Here is a 23433-nt window from a genome sequence, read left to right on the forward strand (position 1 = left end):
CGCATGACCACGGACACCTCAGCCAAACCCTCCGGCAAACGCTGGACCGTCGGCACGCTGACCTACACCACGGGCGGTCTCGTGGTCCTCTTCTTCTGGCTGCTGTGGGGGGATTTCGCCTGGTCGCTCAAGGACCGCTCCGTGCCCTCGGTGGTGCAGCTGTTGCTGAACAAATACCAGGCGTCTGACCTGCTTTCCGGGCTGCTCATCGGGTCGCTCCCGGCGGCGTTCACGATGATCCTTGGGCCGGTCATCAGCTATCAATCGGACCGCCACCGGGGCCGCTGGGGGCGGCGGATTCCTTTCCTGCTCATCCCGACGCCGGTCATTGTCTTTTCCATGGCGGGGCTCGCCTTTTGCCCCCAGCTGGGGAGGGCGCTAAACCAGGCGCTCGGGGCTTGGTCGCCCGGGCTCCATCCTTCGATCCTTATCCTCTTCGCGGTGTTCTGGACCCTCTTCGAGTTTGCGAGCGTGACGGCGAATTCGGTCTTCAGCGGATTGGTCAATGACGTCGTGCCCGAGCCGGTGCTGGGGCGTTTTTACGGCATGTTCCGGGCGCTGAGCCTAGTCGCCGGGATCGTGTTCAACTACCAGATGATGGGCAAGGTGGAGACGCACTTCGCCTGGATCTTCCTGGGCATGGGGGCGCTGTATGGCGTGGGCTTCACGATGATGTGTTTCAAAGTGAAGGAAGGGGACTACCCTCCGCCGTCCCCGCCCACCCTGCCCCGCCTCAACGGGGGCGGGTTCCTCTCCGCCGCGAAGGACTATTTCAAGGAATGCTTTGGGCACTCCTACTACGTTTGGTATTTCGTGGTGATGGCGGTGTCGTGGGCGATGATGCACCCGCTCAATCTTTTCAGCGTCTACTTTGCCAAGAGCGTGGAGATGAGCATGGATACCTATGGCAAGTGCCTGGCGCTGACGTTCGCCCTCTCGCTGCTCGTCTCCTATCCGCTGGGGGTGCTGGCCGACCGCCTCCACCCGCTGCGGCTGAGCCTGGGGGTGCAGGGGCTCTACTTTGTGGCGACGCTCCTGGGAGGGATTTTTGCGCGGGACGCCTTTACCTTCGGGGTCTTTTACGTGGTCACGGGCGTGCTCGGGGGGACCTGGATTACCGCCGTGGCGTCGCTGGGGCAGCGGCTGTTCCCGCGCTCGAAATTTGCCCAACTCGGCTCGGCAGCGGGGCTGGTCGGCTGCGCTTTCTCGATCTCCGTGGGGCCGCTGGTGGGCATCTTCCTGGATTACGCGGCCCACATTTACCGCTATACCTATTTCATGAGCTCCGGGCTGGCCTTAATCGGATTCCTCGGCGGCCTGGTGGTTCATGCCAAGTTCATGGCCCTCGGCGGGCCGAAGCATTACGTGGCGCCGGAGGTCTGAGGGCGCGTTTCTTCGCTCACCCCGCATTTTAAACCCGGAGAATCCCATTGTGAAACGCAAGCGCAAGGCCTATTCTAGCTATAGTATGCCCACCCCCAAGGGAGTCGTTACGCAACAGGACATCGCCGACCGCGCCGGTGTCCACATCACCACCGTTTCCCTCGCGCTGCGGGATAACCCCCGGCTGCCCCCGGCCACGCGCAAACGCATCCAGGACCTCGCCGAGGAGATGGGCTACCGGCCCGACCCGATGCTCTCGGCGCTGACGGTCTACCGCAAGCGGCTCAAACGGGCCCGGCACCAGGGGGTGCTCGCCTGGCTTTGCCCCTGCGTGAAAGAGGGCGGGTCGGTCCCGAGTAGTACTCAGTACCGCTGCGGGGCTGTTGAGCGCGGGCAGGAGCTTGGCTACCAGATCGAGGATTTCAGCATCGCCGAGCTGGGGCGTTTTCGGCTCTCGCGCGTTCTGCGCGCCCGGAACATCCAGGGCTTGCTCATCCCGCCGCAGTCCTTCAACCGCACGCATATTAATTTCGACTGGGAGAACTTTTCCGCGGTCTGTTTCGGGTTTTCCGTCGCGCGGCCCCGGCTGCACCTCGTCACCAACGCCCAGTACCAGTCCACGCGCACGGCCATGCGCGAGTTGCGCGTGCGGGGCTATCGGCGCATTGGCTTTGTGACCACGCACAATATCGACGAGCGCACGAACCTCAATTTTTCCTCCGGCTTTCTCTCCGAGCAACGGCGCTTCAAGCCCTCGGATCAGATCCCGATGCTGATTCTCAACGACAGCACGATTCCCGCCGAGTGCGAGGAGTTCGGGCGCTGGTATGGCGAGCACCGCCCCGAGGTCATCCTGGCGCTCTACCGGACGGTGCCGGAGCTCATGCGGCGGCTCAACATCGGCTACGGCGAATGCGGCTATGCATCGCTCGATGCCGATCTCGACGGGAACGAATCCGGCATTTGCCAGAACTACCCGCTGTTGGGGCGTACTGCGGTCGATTTTTTGGTCAAGATGATCCAGAACAACGAGCGCGGCATCCCGGCGGAGCGGACCCAGCTCCTCATCGAGGGCGTGTGGGTCGATGGGAAGACCATTCGTACCAAGGCCGGCTACCGGGCCGGTTCGTAGACGCGAACGTAGTCGACTTCGTAGCGCTGCGGGTAGCTGTCGGCGTCGATCCCCATTTCGCCGCCCCAGACGCCGCCAACGGCGAGGTTGAGGATGAGGTAGTGGGGGTGATCGAAGGGCCAGGTGCCGTCGCGCGAATCCTCCTTGCGGCAGGTGAAGTAGATGCGCCCGTCCACCATGAAGTCGAGGTGATCGGCGTGCCACTCCACGGCGTAGACATGGAAGGCGCAGGTTACGTCGGGAACCACGAGGAAGCCCTTGGCATTATGGTGGGAAGGGTCGCCATAGTGGATATTACTAAAAATTACCCCGGGATGGTGGGCGACGTGTTCGAGGATGTCGATTTCGCCGCAGCGGGGCCAGTTGACCTCGGGGTAGTTTTCCCCCAGCGTCCAGAAAGCGGGCCAGGTGCCGCGCGCGGCGGGGAGCTTCGCGCGCACTTCCAAGCGGCCATAGCGCCAGCTCGCCTTGCCGAGCGTGTGGAGGCTCGCCGAGGTGTAGTGCGAGCCCTCCCACTCCTCCTTGCGGGCCTCGATGATGAGCCGCCCCCCTTCCACGCGGGCATTTTCCGGACGCGAGGCGGTGTAGTATTGCAGCTCGTTGTTACGAACAAGGCCGGTTTCATAGCCCCATTTCGCGGGGTCGGGCAGGCCGGGGCGCTCGAATTCGTCGGACCAGACGAGCTTCCACTTGAGGGGATCGGGAGAGAATGGCGTCATGCGTCCCTACGATAAGGACCCGGCGGCGAAGAACAACCGGCGCGCGGTGCTAACTATAGAGCGGCGGCCTTCAAGCGCGCGGTCAATGCATTCTATAGCTAGAACTGCAAAGCATTTGGCGTGAGCGCCCAAGGCACCTATTTTTCAAACCGATGTGAGCCGCATTTCGCGGCGTATGCAAAGCGAAACCGCCCCCCAATATGTTTATGACTTCCTCCCCGTTATTCCTTCCGGCATCCCGCTGGCGCAAAGCGTGCGCCTGCCTTGCCGTAGCCATGGCTTCAGCCGGCTCGCTTTTCGCCGGGGCTTCCTCGGACGGGGAAAAAGCGGTCGAGTACATCGTGTCGGTCTACCCCGAGCGTTCGGCGGCCATTTACCACAAGGGCGAGCCGGTGAACTTCGAGATTTACCTGGAGCACAACCGGCAACCGGCAACGGAGGGTGCGGTGGTTTGGAAGCTCTCGAAAGACGGCGTCTTCCCGCCGCTGCAAACCGGCACCGCGACGCTGAACGCCGAGGGGCGCGCCGTGGTGACGGGCACGCTTGGCGAACCGGGCTTCCTGCAATGTGAAGTGACCTTCAAGGGCTCCGACAAAAACTACACCGCGCTGGCCGCCGCGGGCATCGACCCGAGCGACATCCAGCCGAGCCTCCCCAAACCGGCGGATTTCGACGCATTTTGGGCGGAGAAAAAGAAGCAGCTCGCCGCCGTGCCGATCAACCCAAAGCTGACCTCGGTGCCGCCGCCTGCGGGTCGGGCCGGGGTGGAGACCTTTGAATTCCAGGCCGACTGCATCGGCAACCCGGCTTCCGGTTACTACGCCCGCCCGGTGGGCGCGAAGCCCAAGAGCTGCCCGGCGCTGCTCTACGTGGAAGGGGCGGGCGTCGTGCCCACGGATCTACTGGCGCCTACTCGGTATGCGCAGAAAGGCGTGCTTGCCCTCGACCTCAACGCCCACGGCATCCCGGTCGGCAAACCGCGCGAATATTATAACGACCTGGCCAACGGCGAACTAAAGGACTACCGCGTGCGGGGCCGCGAATCGCGCGATACCTATTACTTCCTCGGCATGTACCTGCGGGCGCTGCGGGGGCTCGATTTCCTTACCTCGCAGCCGGAATGGGATGGACGCACGCTGATCGTAGTCGGCGTCAGCCAGGGCGGTGCGCAGTCCCTGGCCGCCACGTCGCTCGATCCGCGCGTGACGTTCACCGTCGCCTGCGTGCCCGGGCAATGCGACCCCAGCGGACCGGTCGTGGGGCGCATCGCGGGCTGGCCGAAGGTCGTTCCCAAGGGCCCGGACGGGAAGCTCGATCCGACGGTCCTCGAAGCCATGCGCTATTTCGATACCGTGAACTTCGCCACGCGGATCAAGACGCCCGTTTACGGCTGGGTGGGCTTCTGCGACGTTACCTGCCCGCCCACCGGAAGCTACGCGGCGTTCAACCAGCTTGCCGGGCCTAAATCCATCATCAACGATCCCGTGCGCGGTCACGACGCGGGCGGCCCTGGCGTCTGGGGAGCCATCTCCAAAGCCGTCGACGCCCACATTGCCGGGCAAGGCAAAGCTGCCCAGTAATCTTCGGTTTCTCCCCCCTCCCGGCGAATTCTTTCTATGACTAATTGCTTCAAAAAGCCGCGCATCCTTGTCTCCCTCAATGCCCGCCGGGGCCAGGGGTTTCTGCCGCAGGACCTGATGGATCGCCTGCAACGGATGGCCTCGGAAATGGTTGTTTTTGACCCGTACTGCAACCCGATCGAACGCTGGAAGGAGCTGCTGCACGAGTTCCGCCCGGACATCCTGGTGACGGGCTGGGATACCTACCCGCTTCCCCAAGACCTTCCCGAGAGCCTCCGCTACATTTGCCACCTCTGCGGCGAGGTGCGCTGGATCATCAACCGTGAAATGATCGAGCGCGGAATGCTGGTCACCAACTGGGGGGCTTCCATCAGCCGCACCATTGCCGAATGCACGATGATGCTGACGTTGTGCGCCATGCGCCGCGTTACCTACTACGCCCTCGGGATGCACTTGGAGGGGAAATGGGAACCGGCGCTGTTGCCCTCCAGCCTTTTTGAAAAGCGCATCGGCATCCATGGTTTCGGGAACATTGCGCGCTGCTTTACGCGGCTCATTGCTCCATTCCGGTGCTCCGTTCGCACCTACGATCCCTATGTGAGCGACGAGGTGCTGCTGGCGCACGGCGTGCAGCGCGTTGGCTCGCTTGAGGAACTGTTTTCCGATTCGGACGTCCTCGTTGAGCTGGCGGCGTTTACTGCCGAGACCACCGGCGTCGTCACCGAGGCGCTGCTCCGGCGGCTGCCCCCCGGCGCCGTCTTTGTCAACACCGGCAGGCCGGGCGTGGTCGACGGTGACGCGCTCCTCAAAGTCGCCCGCGAGGGAACGCTCCAGATCGGGCTCGACGTCTACCACCAGGAACCGCTTCCAGCCGTTCACCCCCTGCGCGGCCTGCGCAACGTAACGCTGCTGCCGCACATCAGCGGCCCGACCGCCGATCACCTGCGGGCCTGCGGAGAGCTGGCGTTGCGTAATATCGCCCGGTTCATCATGGGCGATCCGCTGGAATCTTTGATCACTCTCGATGTCTATGACCGGATCACCTGAAACCCCAACCGGCCCCGTTCAATAGTTAGAACTCCGATACCATTGCCTTCATTCCGCATTGTGGGAAAAGTCCCATATCAATCCCCGAACGCCTTACCCCAAACATCCCTTGAGTATGAAAACCCCTGCCTCCATGAGGATTCGCCAAATTGTCACCCCCGCCGCTGTTTCGGCGGTGCTTCTCGCGGCTAACTCCACCTTTGCGACCACCTCGACGTGGACCGGTAACGGCACCCTCTGGGATGCCCCGGCCAACTACCTTTCCTCCCCGACATTTTCGACGACCAACGACCTCAACTTTGCCGCGATCAACACCCCGTTGCCGGTTGTATTGAGCGCCACCACCGTCGGCACCATCAACGTCCAGAGCCTCTACTTCGGGAGCACCTCCAGCACCGGTACGAGTACCGAGTCCATCACGATCAACGGCGACGGCACCGCAGGCGATACCATCCTCAACCTCAACAAGAACATCTACCTGCCCTCGCCGACGAGTACCGTCGTGAAGTTCGGCAGCGACCTGACCCTCAACTTTACCAACGGGACCCATACCGTCAACTACCAGGCGAACTCCAGCATCACCAGCATGCCCGCGGTTCTTCCCGTGGTGGTGATCGCATCCAAGCTGACCGGCGGCGGCGCTGGCACGAACTTCACCGGTTCCTATACCCCGCTTGGCAGCACCTCCTCCTCGGCCCCTGCCATCGTCCTCTCCAACAACTCCAACACCCTTGATTCCACCTACAACATAGGGGGGCTCTTTTCCTATACGTCGATCAACAACGCCGGAGCCAGCGCCGGAGCCAGCGCCCTGGGCATCTCCAATGCCAGTAGCGGAGCGATCACCTTTAGCAACGGCGGCCGGTTCAGTTACGTCGGTTCGGGCAATCAGACAACCAACCGCTCCATTATCTACAGCGGGGCCAACGCGATTAATAACTACGCGACTTCGGCTTCGAACCTGACCTTTACCGGCGTCATCTCCTCAACGGCGACCAGCGCCGGAACGCTCTCGTTCGGCGTTTCAACCGGCAATACGATTACCCTGGCCTCCGGGATTGGCAATAGCACCGGCACTGGGACCCCCGCTTGGAGCCTGGTCAAGAGCGCCGGGAGCGCCTACTACGATGCCAACGGCGCCTTTCGCACGGGCGACGGCAATGGCACGCTTTTGCTGACAGGAGCCTTTACCTATACCGGCACCACCACCATTGCCTCCGGGACATTGCAGGTTGGCAACGGCACCACCGGCAACCTCATCAACACCGGCGGCACCTACTCCGCCCTGAACTTCACCACCTCCGGGGGGACCTTCGTCGTCAACGAAGCCAGCGGCGTGAGCCAGAACATGGGCTCCCTGACCTTCACCGCGGGCGAGGGCAACGTCCAATCCATCAACAACGGCGGCAACAGCACCCTTTCCTTCACCTCGCTGGCTGCCAGTACCAAAGGGGCCACGGGCAATTTCGTAACGACCGGCGGCGTCAACGGCTCTACCAATAAGATCGCCCTGACGAGCCAGGCTGCCGGAGTGCTCGGGGCCCGGTACTTCTACGGGGGTAACTCAAGCAGCGCCTCCTTTGCCTACTACGATAACACCGGGTATGTGCGCGGGATCAACTACGGCACCGACAGCAACACCCAGAACAACACCAGCGGCGCGGCATTCACCTCCGGCAACAACGTTCAAGTCAGCACCACGAGCGTCACCGGACAAGCCTCCGTAAACATCGGCACCTTGCAGATCGCCGACACCAGCACCGTCAGCCTGGCCACCGGGGCCACGCTGACCGTCGGCGGCATCCTCAAGTCCGGGGGCAACGCCTCCACGATTTCCTCCGGTACCATTACCACCGGTGGCGCCAATGAACTAGTCATCCGGGTCGACCAGGCCAGCGACACGCTGACCATTGCCAGCTCCCTGGCCAGCAGCTCCGGAGCGGGCCTCACCAAGTCCGGCCTGGGCACCTTGAAGCTCACCGGGAATAACAGCCTTACCGGGGCGGTCTATATCAACTCCGGCGTGCTGCAATTCCAGAACATGAACCTCTCCAACGGCTACGGCTGGTACCTGGGCAACGCCAAGATCGAGTCGCTCAGCGGAACCAATAGCACCTCCTCCACGCTTTCCCTGGTTGGCTCCGGCACCGTGCAGGTGGACACGGGCACGCTGACCTTCACCAACGGCGCAAACCTCACTTCCGGCGGAGTCAACACCCTGACCGTGGGGGGTACTGGCAACGTTGTCTTTAGCGGGGCGGTTACCGGCGCGGGCGCGGGGCTCACAAAGTTCGGCTCAGGCACCGTGACACTCTCCAACGCCGCCAACACCTACAGCGGGTCCACCACCGTCAATGGCGGGCAGCTGGCCGTCACCGGAGCGCTCGCGGTGGACACCGGCGTCACTGTCAACTCCGGCGGCGTCCTGGCTGGCACCGGCACGGCGGCGGGCTCGGTGGTCATCAACGGCGGCGGCCTCCTCAACGCGGGCACCATCGGCACGGTGGGCACATTGACCACCGGCGGCCTGACGCTCGCCAGCGGGGCGCTTCTCGGCGTCGATCTCGTCGGCGATACCGTGGACAAGATCTCCGTCAACGGCAACGCGGCTCTCTCCGGCGCCATCTCAGTCAACCTGACCGGCAGCCAGACGCTCGGGAAATACGTGCTCCTGACGACCACCGGGGCCCTCAGCGGCGGCAGTGCGCTTATTGGAGCGGCGGATTACCGGCTCTCCGCTTCATCGAGCGAACTCGATTTGATCCACCGGGCCACCATCGGCTCCGTGACCGCTTCCACCACCACCACATCCCTCCTCGCGGGCAGCTCCACCGACGTCACCTTTAAAGTGAGCAACTCCGCGCCGACCAGCTCCGATTCGCTCAGCGTCACCGCCAGCGCCGGGACCAATGTGCATGGCGCGGTGGGCACCGCTGTCTCCGTGGCCGCGGGCGAGACCAGCGCCAACATCTCCGGCCTGAGCTTCTCCTCCGCCACCGCCGGAGCCGGGCAGGAGGGGACCTTTACGGTGAACGACTCCAACGCCACCAACGGCGGCCAGACCGCGACGGTGAGCGTGGACGTCTACGACCGGGCCAACCTCACCTCCGCTGGATCGACCTCCACCGGAAGCGTGGAAACCTACAGCCTGACCAACGCCAAGGGGAGCAGCGCCCTGCGAGCCGCCGCCGACGTCACCTCGGTATCGCTTAACACAAACGTCACCGGCTTTACCGCTGCGAACGCGCCCGGCCTGGTCGCCTCCAACGCCACCGCTGCCATCGCCTCCTTCGATTCCTCCGACAAACTTAACGGCACCTACCATGCCACCGCGAACATCGGGGCCACCAGCACCACTGCCTCCGGTGGTGCCATCGGTGGAGTCACCACTGGCGACGCGGGCACCAGCGTCAGTCTCTCGGCAGTCGTGTCGGGGAACACCGGCGCCGCGGGCGTCACCAAGGTGGCGGGCATCGTGGCGGGCGGTTCGTTCGCCGGGTACAACCTCACCAGCAGCGGCCTCGCCTACAATACCACAGTCGCCCTGCTCGGCGGCAGCTCCACGGTGGATACGACCTTGAGCGTCACCTTCAACACCGCCACGAACCTCGCCATCAACGACAGCGTTAACCGCGTGGCCGACATCGTCAGCATCTCCGGCGTGCACCAGACCGGCCTCAAAGGCTACGACAACTCCACCCTTACTGACCTCTTTGTCGTCCAGCTCTCCTACAGCATCGAGGAGACCGGGGAAGTCTACGTCGCCTACTACGACACCACCCTTGGGGAATTCGTCAGCGCCGTCAGCGGGAACAGCAACGGCGGGGCCTCCCTGCTCGAAGGCGGTTCGGGCAGCTACTACGTGGGGACCTGGAACTCCGCCTACAGCCTCGGCTCCTACGGATACGACCCCACGACGCACACCGCCTGGGCGGTCGTCGATCACAACAGCGACTACACTGTGCTCACCGTGGTGCCCGAGCCGAGCACCTGGGCGATGCTAGTCGGCGGGGTTGGCATGCTAGCCTTCGGTCAACGCCTGCGCCGCCGCCAATAGTTAATCTCGGCGCGGGGCCCATTCCCCGCGCCGGAAAAACGTCTTCAAACCTCCCTTTCATTTAATTTTCACAAGTCTATAGCTAGAACAGGTTATCCGTTGCGCTTGGATTCTTTACTGCATTAAGTTACTCCTATTCCAAGGACCGTTTCCCCCCCAAGAAAACCCTCCATTCCGCCGCTGTCCACCCCTAATGGTTTCCTGAGCTTCATTCCTCCTTTTCCCAGTTACCATGCACTCACTCCTTCCACATCGGGCTCCCTCCGCGACCGCTTCCCGGTCCGGGTTCAGCCTGATTGAAATGCTAACAGTGATGTTGATCGCGGGGGTCCTCTTCGGCTTCTCCGGCCCGGCGATTAACTCGCTGCTTCGCGGCAACACCATGAATGCCTCCGTGGCTGACTTGGCCGGTCTGCTCGAACAAGCCCGCACCTACGCCGTGGCCAATAACACCTCCGTCTGGGTCAGCTTCCAGCAGGTGGACGACTCGCTCAACGTTGCCGTCCTCGCCTCCAAATGCGGCGGAGAACAGTCGCCGCTGGAGCTCCACGGCACCGTGCCCAATAGCCAGATCGACCTGATTGGAAAACCGCGCGTCTTGGCTCGCCTCAAACTCAATGACGCGGGCACCTTCACCACCACCCAGATCCCGCAGCTTCCCAGTACCGATCCCGTGGTCATCGACACCATCAATAGCCCCGCCACCAATGCCACCGGATTCTTCACCGTCAACGTGCGCGGAGTGGCCATTCCATTCCAACGGACCCTCCAGTTCACCCCATCGGGCGAGGCTCGCACCACCGAGAGCCCCATCAACCTTATTGAATTTGCCGTCCAGCCCTGCCAGGGCAACGTCGTGGACAACCGCAACGTGGCAGTCGTCAGAATCAGCGGCCTGACAGGGCAGACGATGGTCTACCGCCCGTGACGATATGAACCTGCGCCATTCCCCCCGGAATCTCCAACGTGGCCTGCCCGCGTTCACGTTGGTGGAGATCGTCATGGCGTTGGGAATCTGTGCCGTCGCCCTCGTCTCCATGATCGGCCTCTTCAGCGTAGGGCTCAAAGCCAGCCGCGACTCGATGAACCAAGTGCAGGCGGCGGGCATCGCCTCGAAAGTCATCGCGATCCGCAGCGCCTCGCCCGGCCTCGCCGACTCCGCCACCACCGGCACGCTGGCCATTCCCGCCGGAGCCCTTGCGCAATCCTATGGCGATGCCTACGGCGGCGCGTCCCCGCGTTATGTCGATACCGAGGGCCGCCTTACCGTTTCCGGCAGCGCCGCATTCCGCGTGAGCTGCTCCAGCGGCACCAATGAGCGCACCGGCACGCGGATCGCGCAGGTCCACCTTGTATTGAGCTGGCCCGCCGGGGCCGCTCCCGAACTGGCCGAGGGGAAGTATGAAGTCACCACGTATCTCCCCACACCGTAACCGGGCCTTCACGCTCATCGAACTCATGACGGCCATCGTCGTGCTGGCCATCGTGCTCGTGCTCCTCGTCAAGTTCGCGGGCATCGCGGGCGAGACCTGGCTCGGTGGCGAAAAGCAGGTCAACAACCTCTCCAAAGCGCGGGCCATGCTCGACCTGGTCGCGCGCGACGCCCAGGCGGGCGTATTCCGCGACGACCTCCCCGCCTTTCCCCCGGCCATCTCCGGCACGCTCGCCTTCTACACCCAGCGCCCCGGCGTTCCGGCCGTCACCGGTACCGGCACCGTGCGCGGCGTCTCGCTGGTCACCTACGCCCTCGATCCGGACCAGGGCAAGACCACCCTCAAGCGCGGCGACATGGCCATCCTCTGGGATAGCCCGGCGCATAGCATCACGTTTAGTAATACCAACGCCTTCACCTCGAGCGCGAGCGGCTCGGTCACGCTGCGAGACACCGCCCCGGGCATCGTCGGCTTCCGGGTGCTCTTCATCCAAGCCGACGGCACCACCTCGGGAACCTATGCCGGGATGAGCGGGACGAACCCGGTGCTTGCCATGGGCGTATCGCTCGCGGTGCTCGACGATCGCACGCTGGGCCGCCTCAACACCCCGGCGATCAGCGTGCTGCGGCAGAAGTTCGCCGATCCCGCCACCTGGGACAACCAACCGGCCCGGCTCTCCCCGGGGCTCCGGATCTTTGAACGCTATGTGCCCCTTCCCAAATACTACCCATAAGCTTTCAGCGTCCGGGCGGGCCGAGCGCGGCGTGGCGTTGATCATGGTCCTCTCCACCGTGGTGCTCGTGACCATCCTGCTTGTTGGCTTCAGCAGCATCATGAACTCCGACCGCTCCGCCAGCGTCGCCTACAGCCAGTCCGTGCGCGCCGAGCAGACGGCCTCCGGCTGCCTGCAAATGATCGTCGCCGATTTGCAGCGCGAGATGGGCAAGGACGCAGCCCCGGACACCGGCGGAGGCAGCTACCCGAAAAAACCGGTCTACACCAACGTCACCGGTTCCAACGTCGGCCCTCAGGTCACGGCCACCGCCGCGTCCATTCCCACATTGGTCAAAACCAGCGGCCCCTCTCCCTCGTTTACCGGATCGCGCGTGAGCGGCACCTACCTCCTCGCCACCAGCGTTAGCGCCACCACCTCCTCGCGCAATGGCCGCACCGTGGACCTTCCGCGCTGGAACTACGCCAGCTTCGGCGCCTACGCTCCCTCAGACCCGGTCCCCCACTGGGTGCTCTTGACCCGCGAAGGGCCGAGCAACGGTGACGGCCTCACCTTCAGTAGTACCGGGGCCAGCGTCAATAACGCCGCCGTCTCCAACTCGAACTATGTCGTCGCCCGGTTCGCCTACGCCATCTACGACGAAGGGGGCCTGCTGGACATCACCTCGGCGGGGCACCCGGCGGGTATGACCGCCGATGAAATCCAGAAATTCAAAGGAACCCTCGCGGGCGCCGACCTCACGAAACTCAACATCGACGTGCAGAAGCTGATCCAGTGGCGCAACGCCGCCACGGGAGGCAACAACGCCAGCTTCACCACCTACGCCACGGACTTTTTTGCCAAAAACGGCTACCGCCGCGTGGCCCCCGGCGACACGAATTTCCTCAGCCGCCAGGACCTGATCCGGGCTGCTGAAACCGGCGGCGCGGGCCTCTCCTCGGGCACCTCCGTGCTTCCAAACCTCACCACCTTCACCCGCGAACGCAACGCCCCGAGCTGGCGGCCCCAGAACCCGCCCGGCCTCACGCCATCGATCGACTACTCCTCCAACGCCCTGACCCTCACCTCCACGAACGTCTTTATCCCGCTGGTCCGCCATTCGCGTCCCGCCACCATCCAGGCCTACAAGATCGACGGCTCAACGGATGCCAGCTACCCCGTCGAGGCAGGCGATCCGCTGGTCTACAAGCGCTTCCCCCTGGACCGCCTGCGCTGGCTTGGTGCGAGCGGCCCCCAGAACGGCGCGACCGACGCCGCGATCCAGACCCACTTCGGCTTGAAATGGGATAGCGACACCGGCGTATGGCACTACGTGGGGCCCTCGGGTAATACCGAGCAAAGCGCCATCAAAACCCTCAGCCAAGTCGCCGCTGAGACTACCAGCCGCGAGCCGAACTTCTTCGAACTGCTCCAGGCGGGCATCCTCGCCGGTTCGCTCGGCGGCGAGATGCACCTCTCTGCGGGAGGCGCCGTCGCCAATAACGCCTACAACTCCCAGCACGAGCGCTCGACCACCTTGCACGTCATGCGCATCGGCGCCTCCATCATCTCGCAGTACGAGGCGAGCTGCTGCCCCGCCGTCGTTAGCTTCTTGCCCTATGCGGGCAGCTCCATCTCGTGGCAAGCCGCCGGGATCGACAACCTTCCTTACCTGAACCTGACGGCCATTCTCGCGGGCAAGAACGCCAGCAATAGCCTAGGCTGCTACTGGCTGCCCGCGTTGTGGAATCCCCATCAGGGAAATGTCAGCACCGGGCGGCCCAAAGTGCGGCTTCACGTCGAAGGCTCCATGGGGTTCGCCAACCTCTACGGGCGCAACATCCCCGCTTACAGCACGGGCATCACCGTCAACAACGTGAACTACCAGGGCGGGATCTTGTATTCGCTCGACGCGACCACCGAGCTTTCGGCCAACAGCGGCTCCGGCGTCAACGGCTTCACCGACTCCCACGTCATCACGCCCTCGGACCTATCGAGCGCCCCCGGCGTCGGGAGCGCCCAGGGGATGACCTGGGCATCGCTTCCCTCCATCGGCTCCGCCACCTACGCGGGTTACCGGCTTCCCGATTACCTCATCGACCCCCTCGACGCCCCGACCTCCCTGACCTCGGCCGTCAACGCCCAGTGGAACTGGCTCTATTCATGGATCAACTGCAACGCCGCCGACAAATTCAACACCTGGCTCGAATACCAGAACCCCTCGGGCACCTGGGTTCCCTATAACTACAACGCGGGCATCAACGATTCGAGCACCTGGTACACCAAAGCCTTGTTTTTCTACGCCGACTACATGGGCCGGAGCTACACGACGAACGCCCAGGGAGTGAGCACCTTTTACCCCGCCACGCTTCAGCCTCTGGACACCACCAGCAGCGACCTCTACGCCCGCAAGTATTACCAGGAAATATCCGATCCCCGCTCCCTGCGCTTTAACTGGTCCGTCGGTCAGACCGACGTTTCCGTGGGCGCCAGCTGGTCCTCCTTCCTCAAGAGCACCCTTTGGAGCAGCGACACCCAGAGTGCTTACCAAACCTACGGCCGCCAGGACACGCAGAACATCCCCAAGGGCTTCGGCCCGGGCACCGGATCGTACGCGGCCTACGGGCAGCCATCGTTCCTCGCCGGGCTTAGCCGGAATAACACCACCCCGCCCGGCAGCTCCACCTCGCTCGCTGCGTACAAAGACCCCGACGGCGTCCAGCGCATCGCCGACAGCGGCCTCTACAGCGCGCTGGCCTCCAGCAACGGCTGGAAAGGCGATCCCTACGCCACTTCCGCGACGCGCGTCGCCGACCGCCCGGTCATCCTGAACCGGCCTTTCTACAGCGTGGGCGAGCTCGGCTACGTCAACCGCGATTGCCCGTGGCGGACGCTCGACTTTTTCACCGCCAATAGCGCCGACGCCGGGTTGCTCGACCTCTTTACCGTTAGCCAGAGCGACGACAAAGTGATCGGCGGCCGCATATCGCTTAACACCCGCAACCTCCCGGCGATGCAGGCCGTCGCGGCCAAAACGATATCCGACGTCATCGCCACCACCGAACTATCCAGCCCCGACCTGATCGCCTCTGACCTGGTGAAGCTTAGCGGATCGGCCCCCCTGGCGGGCCGGGATGAACTGGTCACCAAATTCATTCCCAACGTTGCCGCGGCGGATTTCGGCGGCGCGAGCTCCGACGAGTGCAACGTCAAGCCCCGGCGCGAAGGCGTCGTCCGCGCGCTTGCCGACGTGGCGCAGACCCGGACGTGGAATTTGATGATCGACCTCGTCGTTCAAACTGGCCGCTACCCCGGCTCCGCCCGGAGTCTCGACCAGTTCATGGTCGAGGGAGAGCGCCGCTACTGGCTGCACGTCGCCATCGACCGCATCACCGGCGAGGTGGTAGATCAGCAGCTCGAGCCGGTCAATCGCTGAATCACTTCATCCTTTTGCAAATGAAACTCCGCTGGATCGCCCTTCTCACCCTCCTCGCCACCGTGCACGCCCCGGCCCAGGAAGCCGCCACGCTTTCCGCGCCCACCCCGCCGTTGATCGCCGAGCCCCGCACCGCCGACTGGCTGGTAACGGTCCAATATGCCGTTGCGCCAAAGCCGGAAGATTTCCGCATCCTGGAAGTGCGCTCCACGCTGGCCGGAAAGATCAAGCATGATCGAATCACTCTAAGTAACCACAAGGTGCGGGACCAATGGTATTCCGGATCAGTCCTGCTCTGGATGACCAATACCGGGAGAGTCGTGGCCGACGATCTCAGCGGATCGCCTGTGTCCGACGAGATGAGCCCAGCCGTTCCGGGCGGTTTCCCCGGCGTGGCCTGGGTGAAAATCGCAGCCTACACCGGCGCGGCCCATTTCGAAAATCACCTGTGCCATCACTATGCCACGGCGGGCCGCGAAGCCTGGATCGACGCCTCCACCAAGCTCCCCGTGGCCTATCGGGGCGCGGACGGTACGCTCTACCGCTACCAGTTCAACCCCACTCCCGCCGAAGCGCTGACGCTCCCCCCGGCATTCCAGAAAGTCGCGGAAACGCTGGGCCGAGAGAGCGAGCACCGGCGGAAGATCGAAGAAGCGATCAACGGTGCGCGTCAATAATGCCGAGGAAGCACTCGAGGGCCTCGTCGAGCGGCGGCAGCTCCGGGTGCCATTGTTTTTCCCATTCCAGCGAGAGCGTCAAGCCCTTGCCTTCCGGGGAGCGGAGCAGCTCCAAGAGATCGCCATAGGGGAACTCCCCCTCGCCCGGGAGAACCTGCCGGTACGCCTCGCCGCCAGTGGAGACGCTATCGCGGCAATGGAGATGGCGAACATTGCGGCCGATCAGGGCGAAGGTCTTTGCGAGCGCATCGCCACCGAGCCGCCACGTGTGGTGGGTGTCCCATAAAAACAGAACGTCCTCCCCGGCCCGGGCGATGAACTCCGAGAGCGTCGCTGTATCCACGAGCGCGCCGTGCGTCTCCACGAGGAGCTGGCATTCGGTTCCCGCGTTGGCCCGTGCCGCGTCGGCCTGGCGGTAGAGGTCCGCGGCGTAGCAAAGATCCTTCGGCGTCATCACCTGGCGCTCGCCGCCGCCGCCGAAAATCCGGACGTAGGGGCTCCCGAGAGCGTCGGCCACGCGGCAGGTTTCCACCAGGTGCGGGATGTCGGCGGGGCCGCTTCCGAGCAGGTCGAAAGATGCGCCGAGCCCCGCCACGGCGATCCGGGCGCGCTGCAAGCGTTCACGGGTATGGGCAAGGGCCTCCGGATGCGCCGCGAGGAATCCCGGGTAATCGACGAGGCCCTCCAGGGAGCGGATTTCCACTGTGGAAATACCGAAGCGCCGGGCGCGTTCGCAAAGCGTGGCAACGTTGTCCTGGGGACAACCGAGAGTGGAGAAGCAAAGGGGAACCATGGGAGGTGGTAATCTGGAGGGCTTGCCGGGCCGAAGGCGCCCCGCTTTGACTTCGCCCATAATGGATTGACCCCGCCGGTTGTCAATCCTCCGGGTTTAAGCTGACACGGCGATTTTTGGCACGCGGGGCGCACGCAGGCGATGGGCCTCCGGGAGCTGCGTCCCCACCAGCGGGCGGCAGTAGCTCCGGAAGAGCGCCGTCACGCCGTTGGCTTCCTCGTTGATGAATTCGTCCGGCATCGTCCTCGTCCTGCCCGCCACCTCATCCAGCCGAACGAGATCGTAGCATACTCCGTAATCCATCACCGGACGGCGGATCACCACCGAGCCATCGAGATGGTCCCGCATGGCGTAGTGAACGGCGGTCTCCCCCAGCTCCCGGGCTTCCTGCGCATCCCGGTCGGAGATCACTCCGGCGAAACACCGCTGGAGATAGCCGAACGTATCGGCCCGCACGCGCCGGATTTTGAGCCCCTTGCGGATCGTCTCCGCGAGCAGGTCTCCGAGGAGACCCGTTCCCGAGAGCTGCCGGTTGCCGTGCGCATCCCGCTCGCGGTTCGGGCTGAGCTGGAGCAGGATCGGCGTCCCCTGTGCATCCTTGATCCCCTCTGCCACGGCGATCACGCACCGGCCGTGCTGGCGGTAGACGTGCTCCACATCCGCGAGAAACGCCTCCTGCGAGAACGGGCGCTCCGGCAGATAGACGAGGTGAGGGCCGTCATCGGCATACTTTTTCGCCAGGATCGATGAGGCAGTCAGGAACCCCGAATGCCGCCCCATCACCGTTCCGATCAGCACGCCGGAAAGCGCGCGGCTATCGAGGTTGAGGCCCATGAACGCCTGTGCCACGAACCGCGCCGCCGAGCCGAAGCCCGGGCAGTGGTCGTTGACAGCGAGGTCATTGTCGATGGTCTTGGGGATGTGGATTGCGCGTAAGTCATACCCGGTCGATTTCGCCTGCTCGTCGATAATCCGCACCGTATCCGCCGAGTCGTTGCCCCCGATGTAGAAAAAGTAGCGGATGTCATGGCGGCGCATCACCTGGAACATCCGCGCGCAGTATTCCGCGTCGGGCTTGTCGCGGGTCGAGAGCAGTGCCGAGGAGGCCGTCGCGGCGACCTGTTCGAGGTGGTGGGTGGTTTCTCGGGTCAGATCGAGGAACTCCTCCTCCACGATTCCTCGAACACCGTGGAGCGCCCCGTAGACCGCCTTGGTGAGCGGATTCTTCCGCGCTTCCAGCGTGACCCCTGCCAGCGTTTGGTTGATGACGGCGGTGGGCCCGCCGCCCTGGGCGACGAGCACTTTTCCTTCCAGGCCAATCATGCGCTAATAGCCGCCACCGGCCAGGGCGGAGTGTTCGATCGTCACCTCCACGGGCTGTTCGCCGACGCCGCGCTTTTTGGCTTCCTCAAGGATCGCCTCCGTGGCCGTCGCGCCGATCCGGCTCACGCCGATCGAGCGCACCAGCAGCAGATCATCGAGCGTGCGCACGCCGCCCGCCGCCTTGATCTGGACCGTGGACGGGCAATGCTGGCGCATCAGTTGGAGGTGGTGCAGCGTCGCGCCTTTGTAAGAATATAGGCCGTTGCTCTGCTTCACAAATCCATAGCCCGTGGAGGTCTTGACGAATGCCACGCCGATGGTCGAACAGATTTCGCACAGCTTGATGACGTGCTCATCCTGAAGGTAGTCGTTTTCAAAAATCACTTTCAGTATCGCGTGATGGGCCGCCACCGCGTCCTGGATCGCCTGGATCTCGGCGGCGACGTAGGCCCAGTCACCACCGAGCGCCTTGCCGATGTTCACCACCATGTCGATCTCGACCCCGCCTGCCGTCGCTGCTGCTGCGGCCTCTGCCACCTTGATGGCTGTCGTGCTGTTGCCGTGCGGGAAGCCGATCACCGGGCAGACGCGAACGTCGCTTCCGGCAAGGACTTCCCGGGCGAGCGGGATGGAGTAGGGCTTCACGCAGGCCGTGGCGGTGTCGTACTTGCGCGCGAGCTCACAGCCCCTGCGGATGTCATCGTCCGTCATGGTGGGGTGCAGCAGCGAATGATCAATCATCTTCGCCAAATCTTTGAGGGTAACTTTGATGGATGTCATGGAATTATTCTTGGGTTTGAGTGATGGGATGGGTGTTGAAAATGCTAACGCCCCGCCGCGCGGAACTACGGCAGGAGATGGCCCATGGTGGGCTGGGAGGGGTGCAGGCCGCCGAGTTCGCAGCGAAACTCGTAGGCCTCGGCGCGGTAGAGCGTTTCCTCGCGCCAGAGCGGCTTGCCGTCGGCGACGTAGCCCAGCGCGAGAACCGCCAGCGCCGCATCGCCCGGTTTGGTTTGAAGCGCCGCCGCGTCGCTGCCGGAAAGCTTCACCGCGCGGATCGTCTGGCTGGCTCCCGTGATCGCCAGCTTGTGCTTCTCCGTCCAGGCCGCGTAGAGCGATCCCTCCAGGTCCCGCTTAGTCAGCCGTGGGCAGAGATCCGCCAGGATGTAACGGCGTTCGAGAATGACCGGGACGTCGTCCGCGAACCGCAGGCGCTCGACGAAGAAAAGGCGCTCCTTCGGCCCCGCCCCGAGCTGAGCGGCCACCGGGTCCGGCGCTTCCGAGGCTCGCAGGCGGCGGAAGGCGAGCAGCTCCGTTTTGGGCACGCGCCCGGCGCTCCGAGCCTTGTCGCTGAAGCTCACCAGCGAGCGCAGATCGTAATCGAGAACCCCCGGGCGCACGAACGTCCCCACGCCTTTGCGAAATTCCAGGGTGCCGTCGGCGACCAGGGAGGAAAGGGCTTTGTTGGCCGTCGTCCGGCTCACGCCGAAGCGTTCGGAGATCTCCCGTTCCGTCAGGAACTTGTCGCCGACTTTGAAATCGCGTTTCAGGATCAGCTCGCCCAAGGCCTGGCGCAGCTGTTGGTAGATGGGATCTTTTATTAGCATCGTGGCTAAGCCACCGTGCTACATGCCGTGTCGAAAGTCAACCTCCAAAAATCGGGATGGGGTTGATTTTCTGTTCGTTTCGCGGGGGAGGAATGCTACGCTAAGGACGTCAAGCCCCCCCGGCGTTTTTCCTTATGAGCAACTTCCTCACGATCCGGCAGCTCGCGGCGCTTGCCGGAGTCTCCCAGGCCACGGTCTCCATGGCGTTGCACCATCATCCCCGCATCGCCCAGGGCACTCGCGAGCGCATCTTGAAGCTCGCCGAGGCGCATGGATACACGCCCGATCCGGTCGTCTCATCCCTCATGACGCGCCTTCGCACCGCCAGGCGCGAACGCTCCTGCGAGAAAATCGCCTACCTCAGCTTCTGGAAAACGGCCGATATGTGGCGGGGCAATATCAACGAGCGGGCGTATTACGAAGGGGCCTGCGAGCGGGCCGAGGAGACCGGCTACGAGATCGAGCATTTCTGGGCCAAGGAACCGGGCATGAACGGCACCCGGCTCAGCCGCATTCTGTACACGCGGGGCATCCGCGGCGTGGTCCTCGGGCCGTTGCCGAGGCACCTGGGGCACGTCTCGCTCGACTGGCGCTTGTTCGCCAGCGCGGCCTTGGGCCTGACGATCGCGCAGCCGAACGTGCACCGCGCGACCCACGCCTACCATGACGGAATGATGCTCGCGCTGCGCACGCTCAAACGGCGCGGGTACAGGCGCATCGGGTTTGTGAACTCGGCATTGTTCGAACGGCGCGTCAAGCACGGCTGGCTATCCGGGTTCCTGACCTTTCAGCAGCAGCTGCCGCAGAGCCAGCGCGTGCCGCCGCTGCTGCCGCGCGAATGGGGGCTTTCCGACGGGCCGCTGAGGAGCTTCCCGAAATCGCCCGAGATCGGCATGCACGCCTGCGCGGGCGGCATGGTGTGGAGCCCGGAGCGGTTCTATAAGTGGCTCGACGAATACCGGCCCGAGGTCATCGTGAGTAATACTGCGCACCCGCTGGCGTTTGTGCGCGAAAAGGGCATCCGCGTGCCCGAGGAGATCGGCTTTGCCTCGCTCCACCGGCTGCTGGACACCGACCCGTGGGCCGGGATCGACCGCCTGCCGCGCAGCATCGGCGCCGCCGGGGTCGATCTCGTCACCGGGCAGCTTCAGAACAACGAATACGGCCTCCCGCGCTGCCCCAAGATCGTAAGTATCGAAGGCGTCTGGCGCGACGGCCCCACGGTGCGATAGCCGCCGGTCTGCCGGGCGATTACCGGTAGGGGATCGGCTCGCCGTGAACCTCGGCACCGTTGACGGTGACGCGGACCGCGCCGCCCGCCTGGCGTTCGAGGAGGATCTCGTAATCGCTCCCGCGCAACCGGCGGTGAATCTTCACACGGTCCCACGCCGCTGGCAGGCACGGCTCCACGGTGAACCCCTGGTAGCCCGGCTTCACGCCGCAGAAGTACTCCAGCACCGCGCGGAACATCCACCCCGCCGTGCCGGTAATCCATCCGCTGATCGAATCGCCCGCGCGACCGTTGCCCGGCCCGAGGTACTGGTTGGTAAAGGCGTAGGGCTCGCAGCCGGAAACCGCCGAAGGATGCGCGGCGTTGTCGGGCATCACCTTCTGCCAGCTCCGCAGCGCCTCCTCGGGGCGGCCCGCGCTGAGGTCGGCCACGATTTTGAACGCCGTGCCGTGGCAATATGGCGTCCCGTTTTCATACATCCCGGGGAGCAGCATCGTGACGCGGCCCACGTTCTCGTCTGCATGGGTGTAGTGCGGCGTCAGCGTCAGCGAGCCGTGCTCGGATTCGAGAATTTCGTCCACCGCCTTGAGGCACTTCGCCTTGCGCTCTCCGGTGGCGAGGCCCGTCAGAACGGCCCACGTCTGCGAGTTGAGGAAAACGCGCCCCTCGGAGTTCCTGGAGGACCCCACCGGGTTGCCGGAATCGCTCCACCCCGCCAGGTACCACTCGCCGTCCCAGCCGTGCTCCTGGATGGCCGCCGCGATGCGGGCCGCGCGCTCGTTCATCTCGGCCTCCAGCGCGGCGTCGCAGAGAACCTCGCGGGCCAACTCGGCCACCACGTTGCACGAATGGTAGAGCGCCATGCTCGTCCAGACGCTCTCGCCCTTGCCGCCCCGGCCCATCCAGTTGAGCGAGTCGTTCCAGTCCCCCTCGTGCGCCAGCACCAGGCCGTGCGCCCCGAGGTCGCCGCTCAAGTGTCGCACGCCCTTGAGCGTGTGGCCCAGCACCGTGTCGGCGCCTTCGTCGAGGTAGGGCACCGTTTCGTTGAGAAAATCGTAATCGCCCGTCTCCTTGAGGTAAGCCGCCACCGTCGGCGCGATCCACGCCGGGCCGTCGGAGTAATGGTGCATCTGGAGCGGCAGCCAGCCGCGGATGCCGTGGCCGTCGCTGTGCTGGTGCGCCAGCGTCTCTTTGATCTTCGCCTTCGAGAGCGGCGCGTTAAACGGCGCGATGCCCCAGGCGTCCTGGAGCGTGTCGCGAAAGCCGCGCGCCCCGTCGCGGCCGAACTCCACGCAAAGCTGGATCTGCTGCTTGGCCCAGATGTTGACGAGCCGGTTGACCTGCGGGTCCGGCGTCTCGACGACCACCGCTTCGAGCATCGCCTTTTTATCTTCGATCAGCGAACTCCATGCCTTTGCACGGTAAGCCTTCGGCAGGACCTTGGCGATCAGGCGCGCCTTTTCCTCCTCCGTGTCGAAACTACCGAGTAACACCGCAACCTCGCGTGCCTCGCCCGGTTCGAGCGCGACCTCGATGCCCATCGCTCCCGCCAGCTCCTCGCACCACGCCTCTTTGTTCGAGAATGCGCCATCCACCACCGTCTGCGGCCGCGCGGGCGAGCCATACGCTCCGAGAAAATCCCGCCGCCCGCCGCACCACCCGGTGATTGCCCCGTCCGTGGCGGCAAACGCGTTATAGCGCCCGTGGGGCCGTTCGTCGGACGTGTTGTAACTGCTCACCGCCTTCAGTGCGGGGTCGTAGGCGCTGCGAAGGTATGAGTAAGGACTACTGAAGGTGGCATAGCCGCCCAGGAGCCACTCCACGTAGGGGATCAGCGTGAGCGTGCGCGGCTGGCCGGAGAGATTCCGGAGCGTAAACTCCCAGATCTCCACCGGCTCATCCGGCGCCAGGAATACCTGGCTCTCGGCGAGAATGCCCGACCACTCCATCGAAAAACGGGAGTACCCCAGCCCCACGTGGGAGGTGAACTTCGCACCGGCGGTATTGACCGGGTAAAGCCCCGTGTTCCAGAACTCCCCGGAGGCATTGTCGCGCAGGTAAAAGTAGCGCCGCCCGTCGCGGATCATGCGAACCCGCCCGCGCGCGTCGTTGTACATCATCGCCTGATTATTAAAGACGCCGTCGCCGCTGCCGAACTGGTTGAGCCCTGAGATGAGCGTATCGTTCCAGAGAAAATTGACCTGGGCCCGGGGCGGAGCGAGCGGTTCGGTAATGCAATATTCGCGGCCGTCTTCGGAGAAATGGCCAAAAGGGGGATGGGGATGATTCATGGAAAATAGGAG

The 23433-nt window shown here is 64.1% G+C and carries 17 protein-coding genes; 11 read left to right on the forward strand and 6 right to left on the reverse strand.

The features are described 5' to 3' along the window. Positions 1-3 precede the first annotated feature (3 nt). Together B2828_RS11775 and B2828_RS11780 are read left to right on the forward strand one after the other, a co-directional pair. A complete protein-coding gene (locus B2828_RS11775; protein WP_479633941.1) occupies positions 4-1383 on the forward strand; it encodes an MFS transporter in 1380 nt (459 codons plus the stop codon). An 85-nt stretch (positions 1384-1468) separates the two neighbouring features. After that, positions 1469-2515, forward strand: coding sequence for a LacI family DNA-binding transcriptional regulator (locus B2828_RS11780; RefSeq protein WP_479633942.1), 1047 nt, complete (start codon positions 1469-1471; stop codon positions 2513-2515). Here the strand turns inward: B2828_RS11780 and B2828_RS11785 are convergent. Beyond that, positions 2497-3234 (reverse strand): glycoside hydrolase family 16 protein, encoded by a 738-nt coding sequence (locus B2828_RS11785; RefSeq protein ID WP_479633943.1) that lies wholly within the window; start codon positions 3232-3234, stop codon positions 2497-2499. The two genes, B2828_RS11780 and B2828_RS11785, sit on opposite strands and share 19 nt — an antisense overlap. A gap of 275 nt (positions 3235-3509) precedes the next feature. Between B2828_RS11785 and B2828_RS11790 the strand changes: the two genes are divergently transcribed. From B2828_RS11790 to B2828_RS11825, 8 genes are all read left to right on the forward strand, one after another. Beyond that, complete coding sequence (locus tag B2828_RS11790) at positions 3510-4814, forward strand: acetylxylan esterase (RefSeq protein ID WP_479633944.1); 1305 nt, start codon at positions 3510-3512, stop codon at positions 4812-4814. A gap of 36 nt (positions 4815-4850) precedes the next feature. Then, positions 4851-5861 carry a hydroxyacid dehydrogenase gene (locus B2828_RS11795; RefSeq protein WP_479633945.1) on the forward strand — a complete coding sequence of 337 codons (1011 nt, stop codon included), beginning with the start codon at positions 4851-4853 and terminating at the stop codon, positions 5859-5861. 133 nt (positions 5862-5994) lie between these two features. Beyond that, a complete protein-coding gene (locus B2828_RS11800; protein ID WP_479633946.1) occupies positions 5995-9918 on the forward strand; it encodes a beta strand repeat-containing protein in 3924 nt (1307 codons plus the stop codon). Between the two features lie 232 nt (positions 9919-10150). Next, positions 10151-10846 carry a pilus assembly FimT family protein gene (locus tag B2828_RS11805; protein ID WP_479633947.1) on the forward strand — a complete coding sequence of 232 codons (696 nt, stop codon included), beginning with the start codon at positions 10151-10153 and terminating at the stop codon, positions 10844-10846. Positions 10847-10850: 4 nt separating this feature from the next. Further along, positions 10851-11351, forward strand: coding sequence for a type IV pilus modification PilV family protein (locus B2828_RS11810; RefSeq protein ID WP_479633948.1), 501 nt, complete (start codon positions 10851-10853; stop codon positions 11349-11351). Next, positions 11320-12084, forward strand: a complete 765-nt coding sequence (locus B2828_RS11815; protein WP_479633949.1) for a prepilin-type N-terminal cleavage/methylation domain-containing protein — start codon at positions 11320-11322, stop codon at positions 12082-12084. The genes B2828_RS11810 and B2828_RS11815 overlap by 32 nt, the downstream gene beginning before the upstream one ends. Continuing rightward, the gene (locus B2828_RS11820; RefSeq protein WP_479633950.1) at positions 12056-15499 is read left to right on the forward strand and encodes a hypothetical protein; all 3444 of its coding nucleotides are present in this window, start codon (positions 12056-12058) and stop codon (positions 15497-15499) included. Before B2828_RS11815 ends, B2828_RS11820 begins: the two co-directional genes overlap by 29 nt. A gap of 20 nt (positions 15500-15519) precedes the next feature. Further along, positions 15520-16176 (forward strand): hypothetical protein, encoded by a 657-nt coding sequence (locus B2828_RS11825; RefSeq protein WP_479633951.1) that lies wholly within the window; start codon positions 15520-15522, stop codon positions 16174-16176. Here B2828_RS11825 and B2828_RS11830 read toward each other — a convergent pair. The 4 genes from B2828_RS11830 to B2828_RS11845 all read right to left on the reverse strand — a co-directional run bounded on the left by B2828_RS11830 (position 16157) and on the right by B2828_RS11845 (position 19899). Further along, positions 16157-16969 (reverse strand): sugar phosphate isomerase/epimerase family protein, encoded by an 813-nt coding sequence (locus B2828_RS11830; protein WP_479633952.1) that lies wholly within the window; start codon positions 16967-16969, stop codon positions 16157-16159. The genes B2828_RS11825 and B2828_RS11830 overlap by 20 nt on opposite strands. Before the next feature lie 96 nt (positions 16970-17065). Then, entirely contained in the window at positions 17066-18292 is a 1227-nt protein-coding gene (locus B2828_RS11835) for a 6-phosphofructokinase (RefSeq protein WP_479633953.1), read from the reverse strand. A 3-nt stretch (positions 18293-18295) separates the two neighbouring features. Next, positions 18296-19072 carry a deoxyribose-phosphate aldolase gene (gene deoC / locus B2828_RS11840; RefSeq protein WP_479633954.1) on the reverse strand — a complete coding sequence of 259 codons (777 nt, stop codon included), beginning with the start codon at positions 19070-19072 and terminating at the stop codon, positions 18296-18298. A gap of 65 nt (positions 19073-19137) precedes the next feature. Continuing rightward, positions 19138-19899, reverse strand: coding sequence for a GntR family transcriptional regulator (locus B2828_RS11845; protein WP_479633955.1), 762 nt, complete (start codon positions 19897-19899; stop codon positions 19138-19140). Between the two features lie 134 nt (positions 19900-20033). On the opposite strand from B2828_RS11845, the gene B2828_RS11850 reads away from it, so the two are divergent. Then, on the forward strand, positions 20034-21131 hold the full coding sequence (locus B2828_RS11850) for a LacI family DNA-binding transcriptional regulator (protein WP_479633956.1): 1098 nt from the start codon (positions 20034-20036) through the stop codon (positions 21129-21131). Positions 21132-21150: 19 nt separating this feature from the next. Here the strand turns inward: B2828_RS11850 and B2828_RS11855 are convergent, their stop codons facing one another. Continuing rightward, positions 21151-23421, reverse strand: a complete 2271-nt coding sequence (locus tag B2828_RS11855) for a GH36-type glycosyl hydrolase domain-containing protein (RefSeq protein WP_479633957.1) — start codon at positions 23419-23421, stop codon at positions 21151-21153. Positions 23422-23433 lie beyond the last annotated feature (12 nt).

The organism is Spartobacteria bacterium UBA695 (assembly GCA_002298145.1).
Taxonomy (GTDB): domain Bacteria; phylum Verrucomicrobiota; class Verrucomicrobiia; order Chthoniobacterales; family Chthoniobacteraceae; genus UBA695.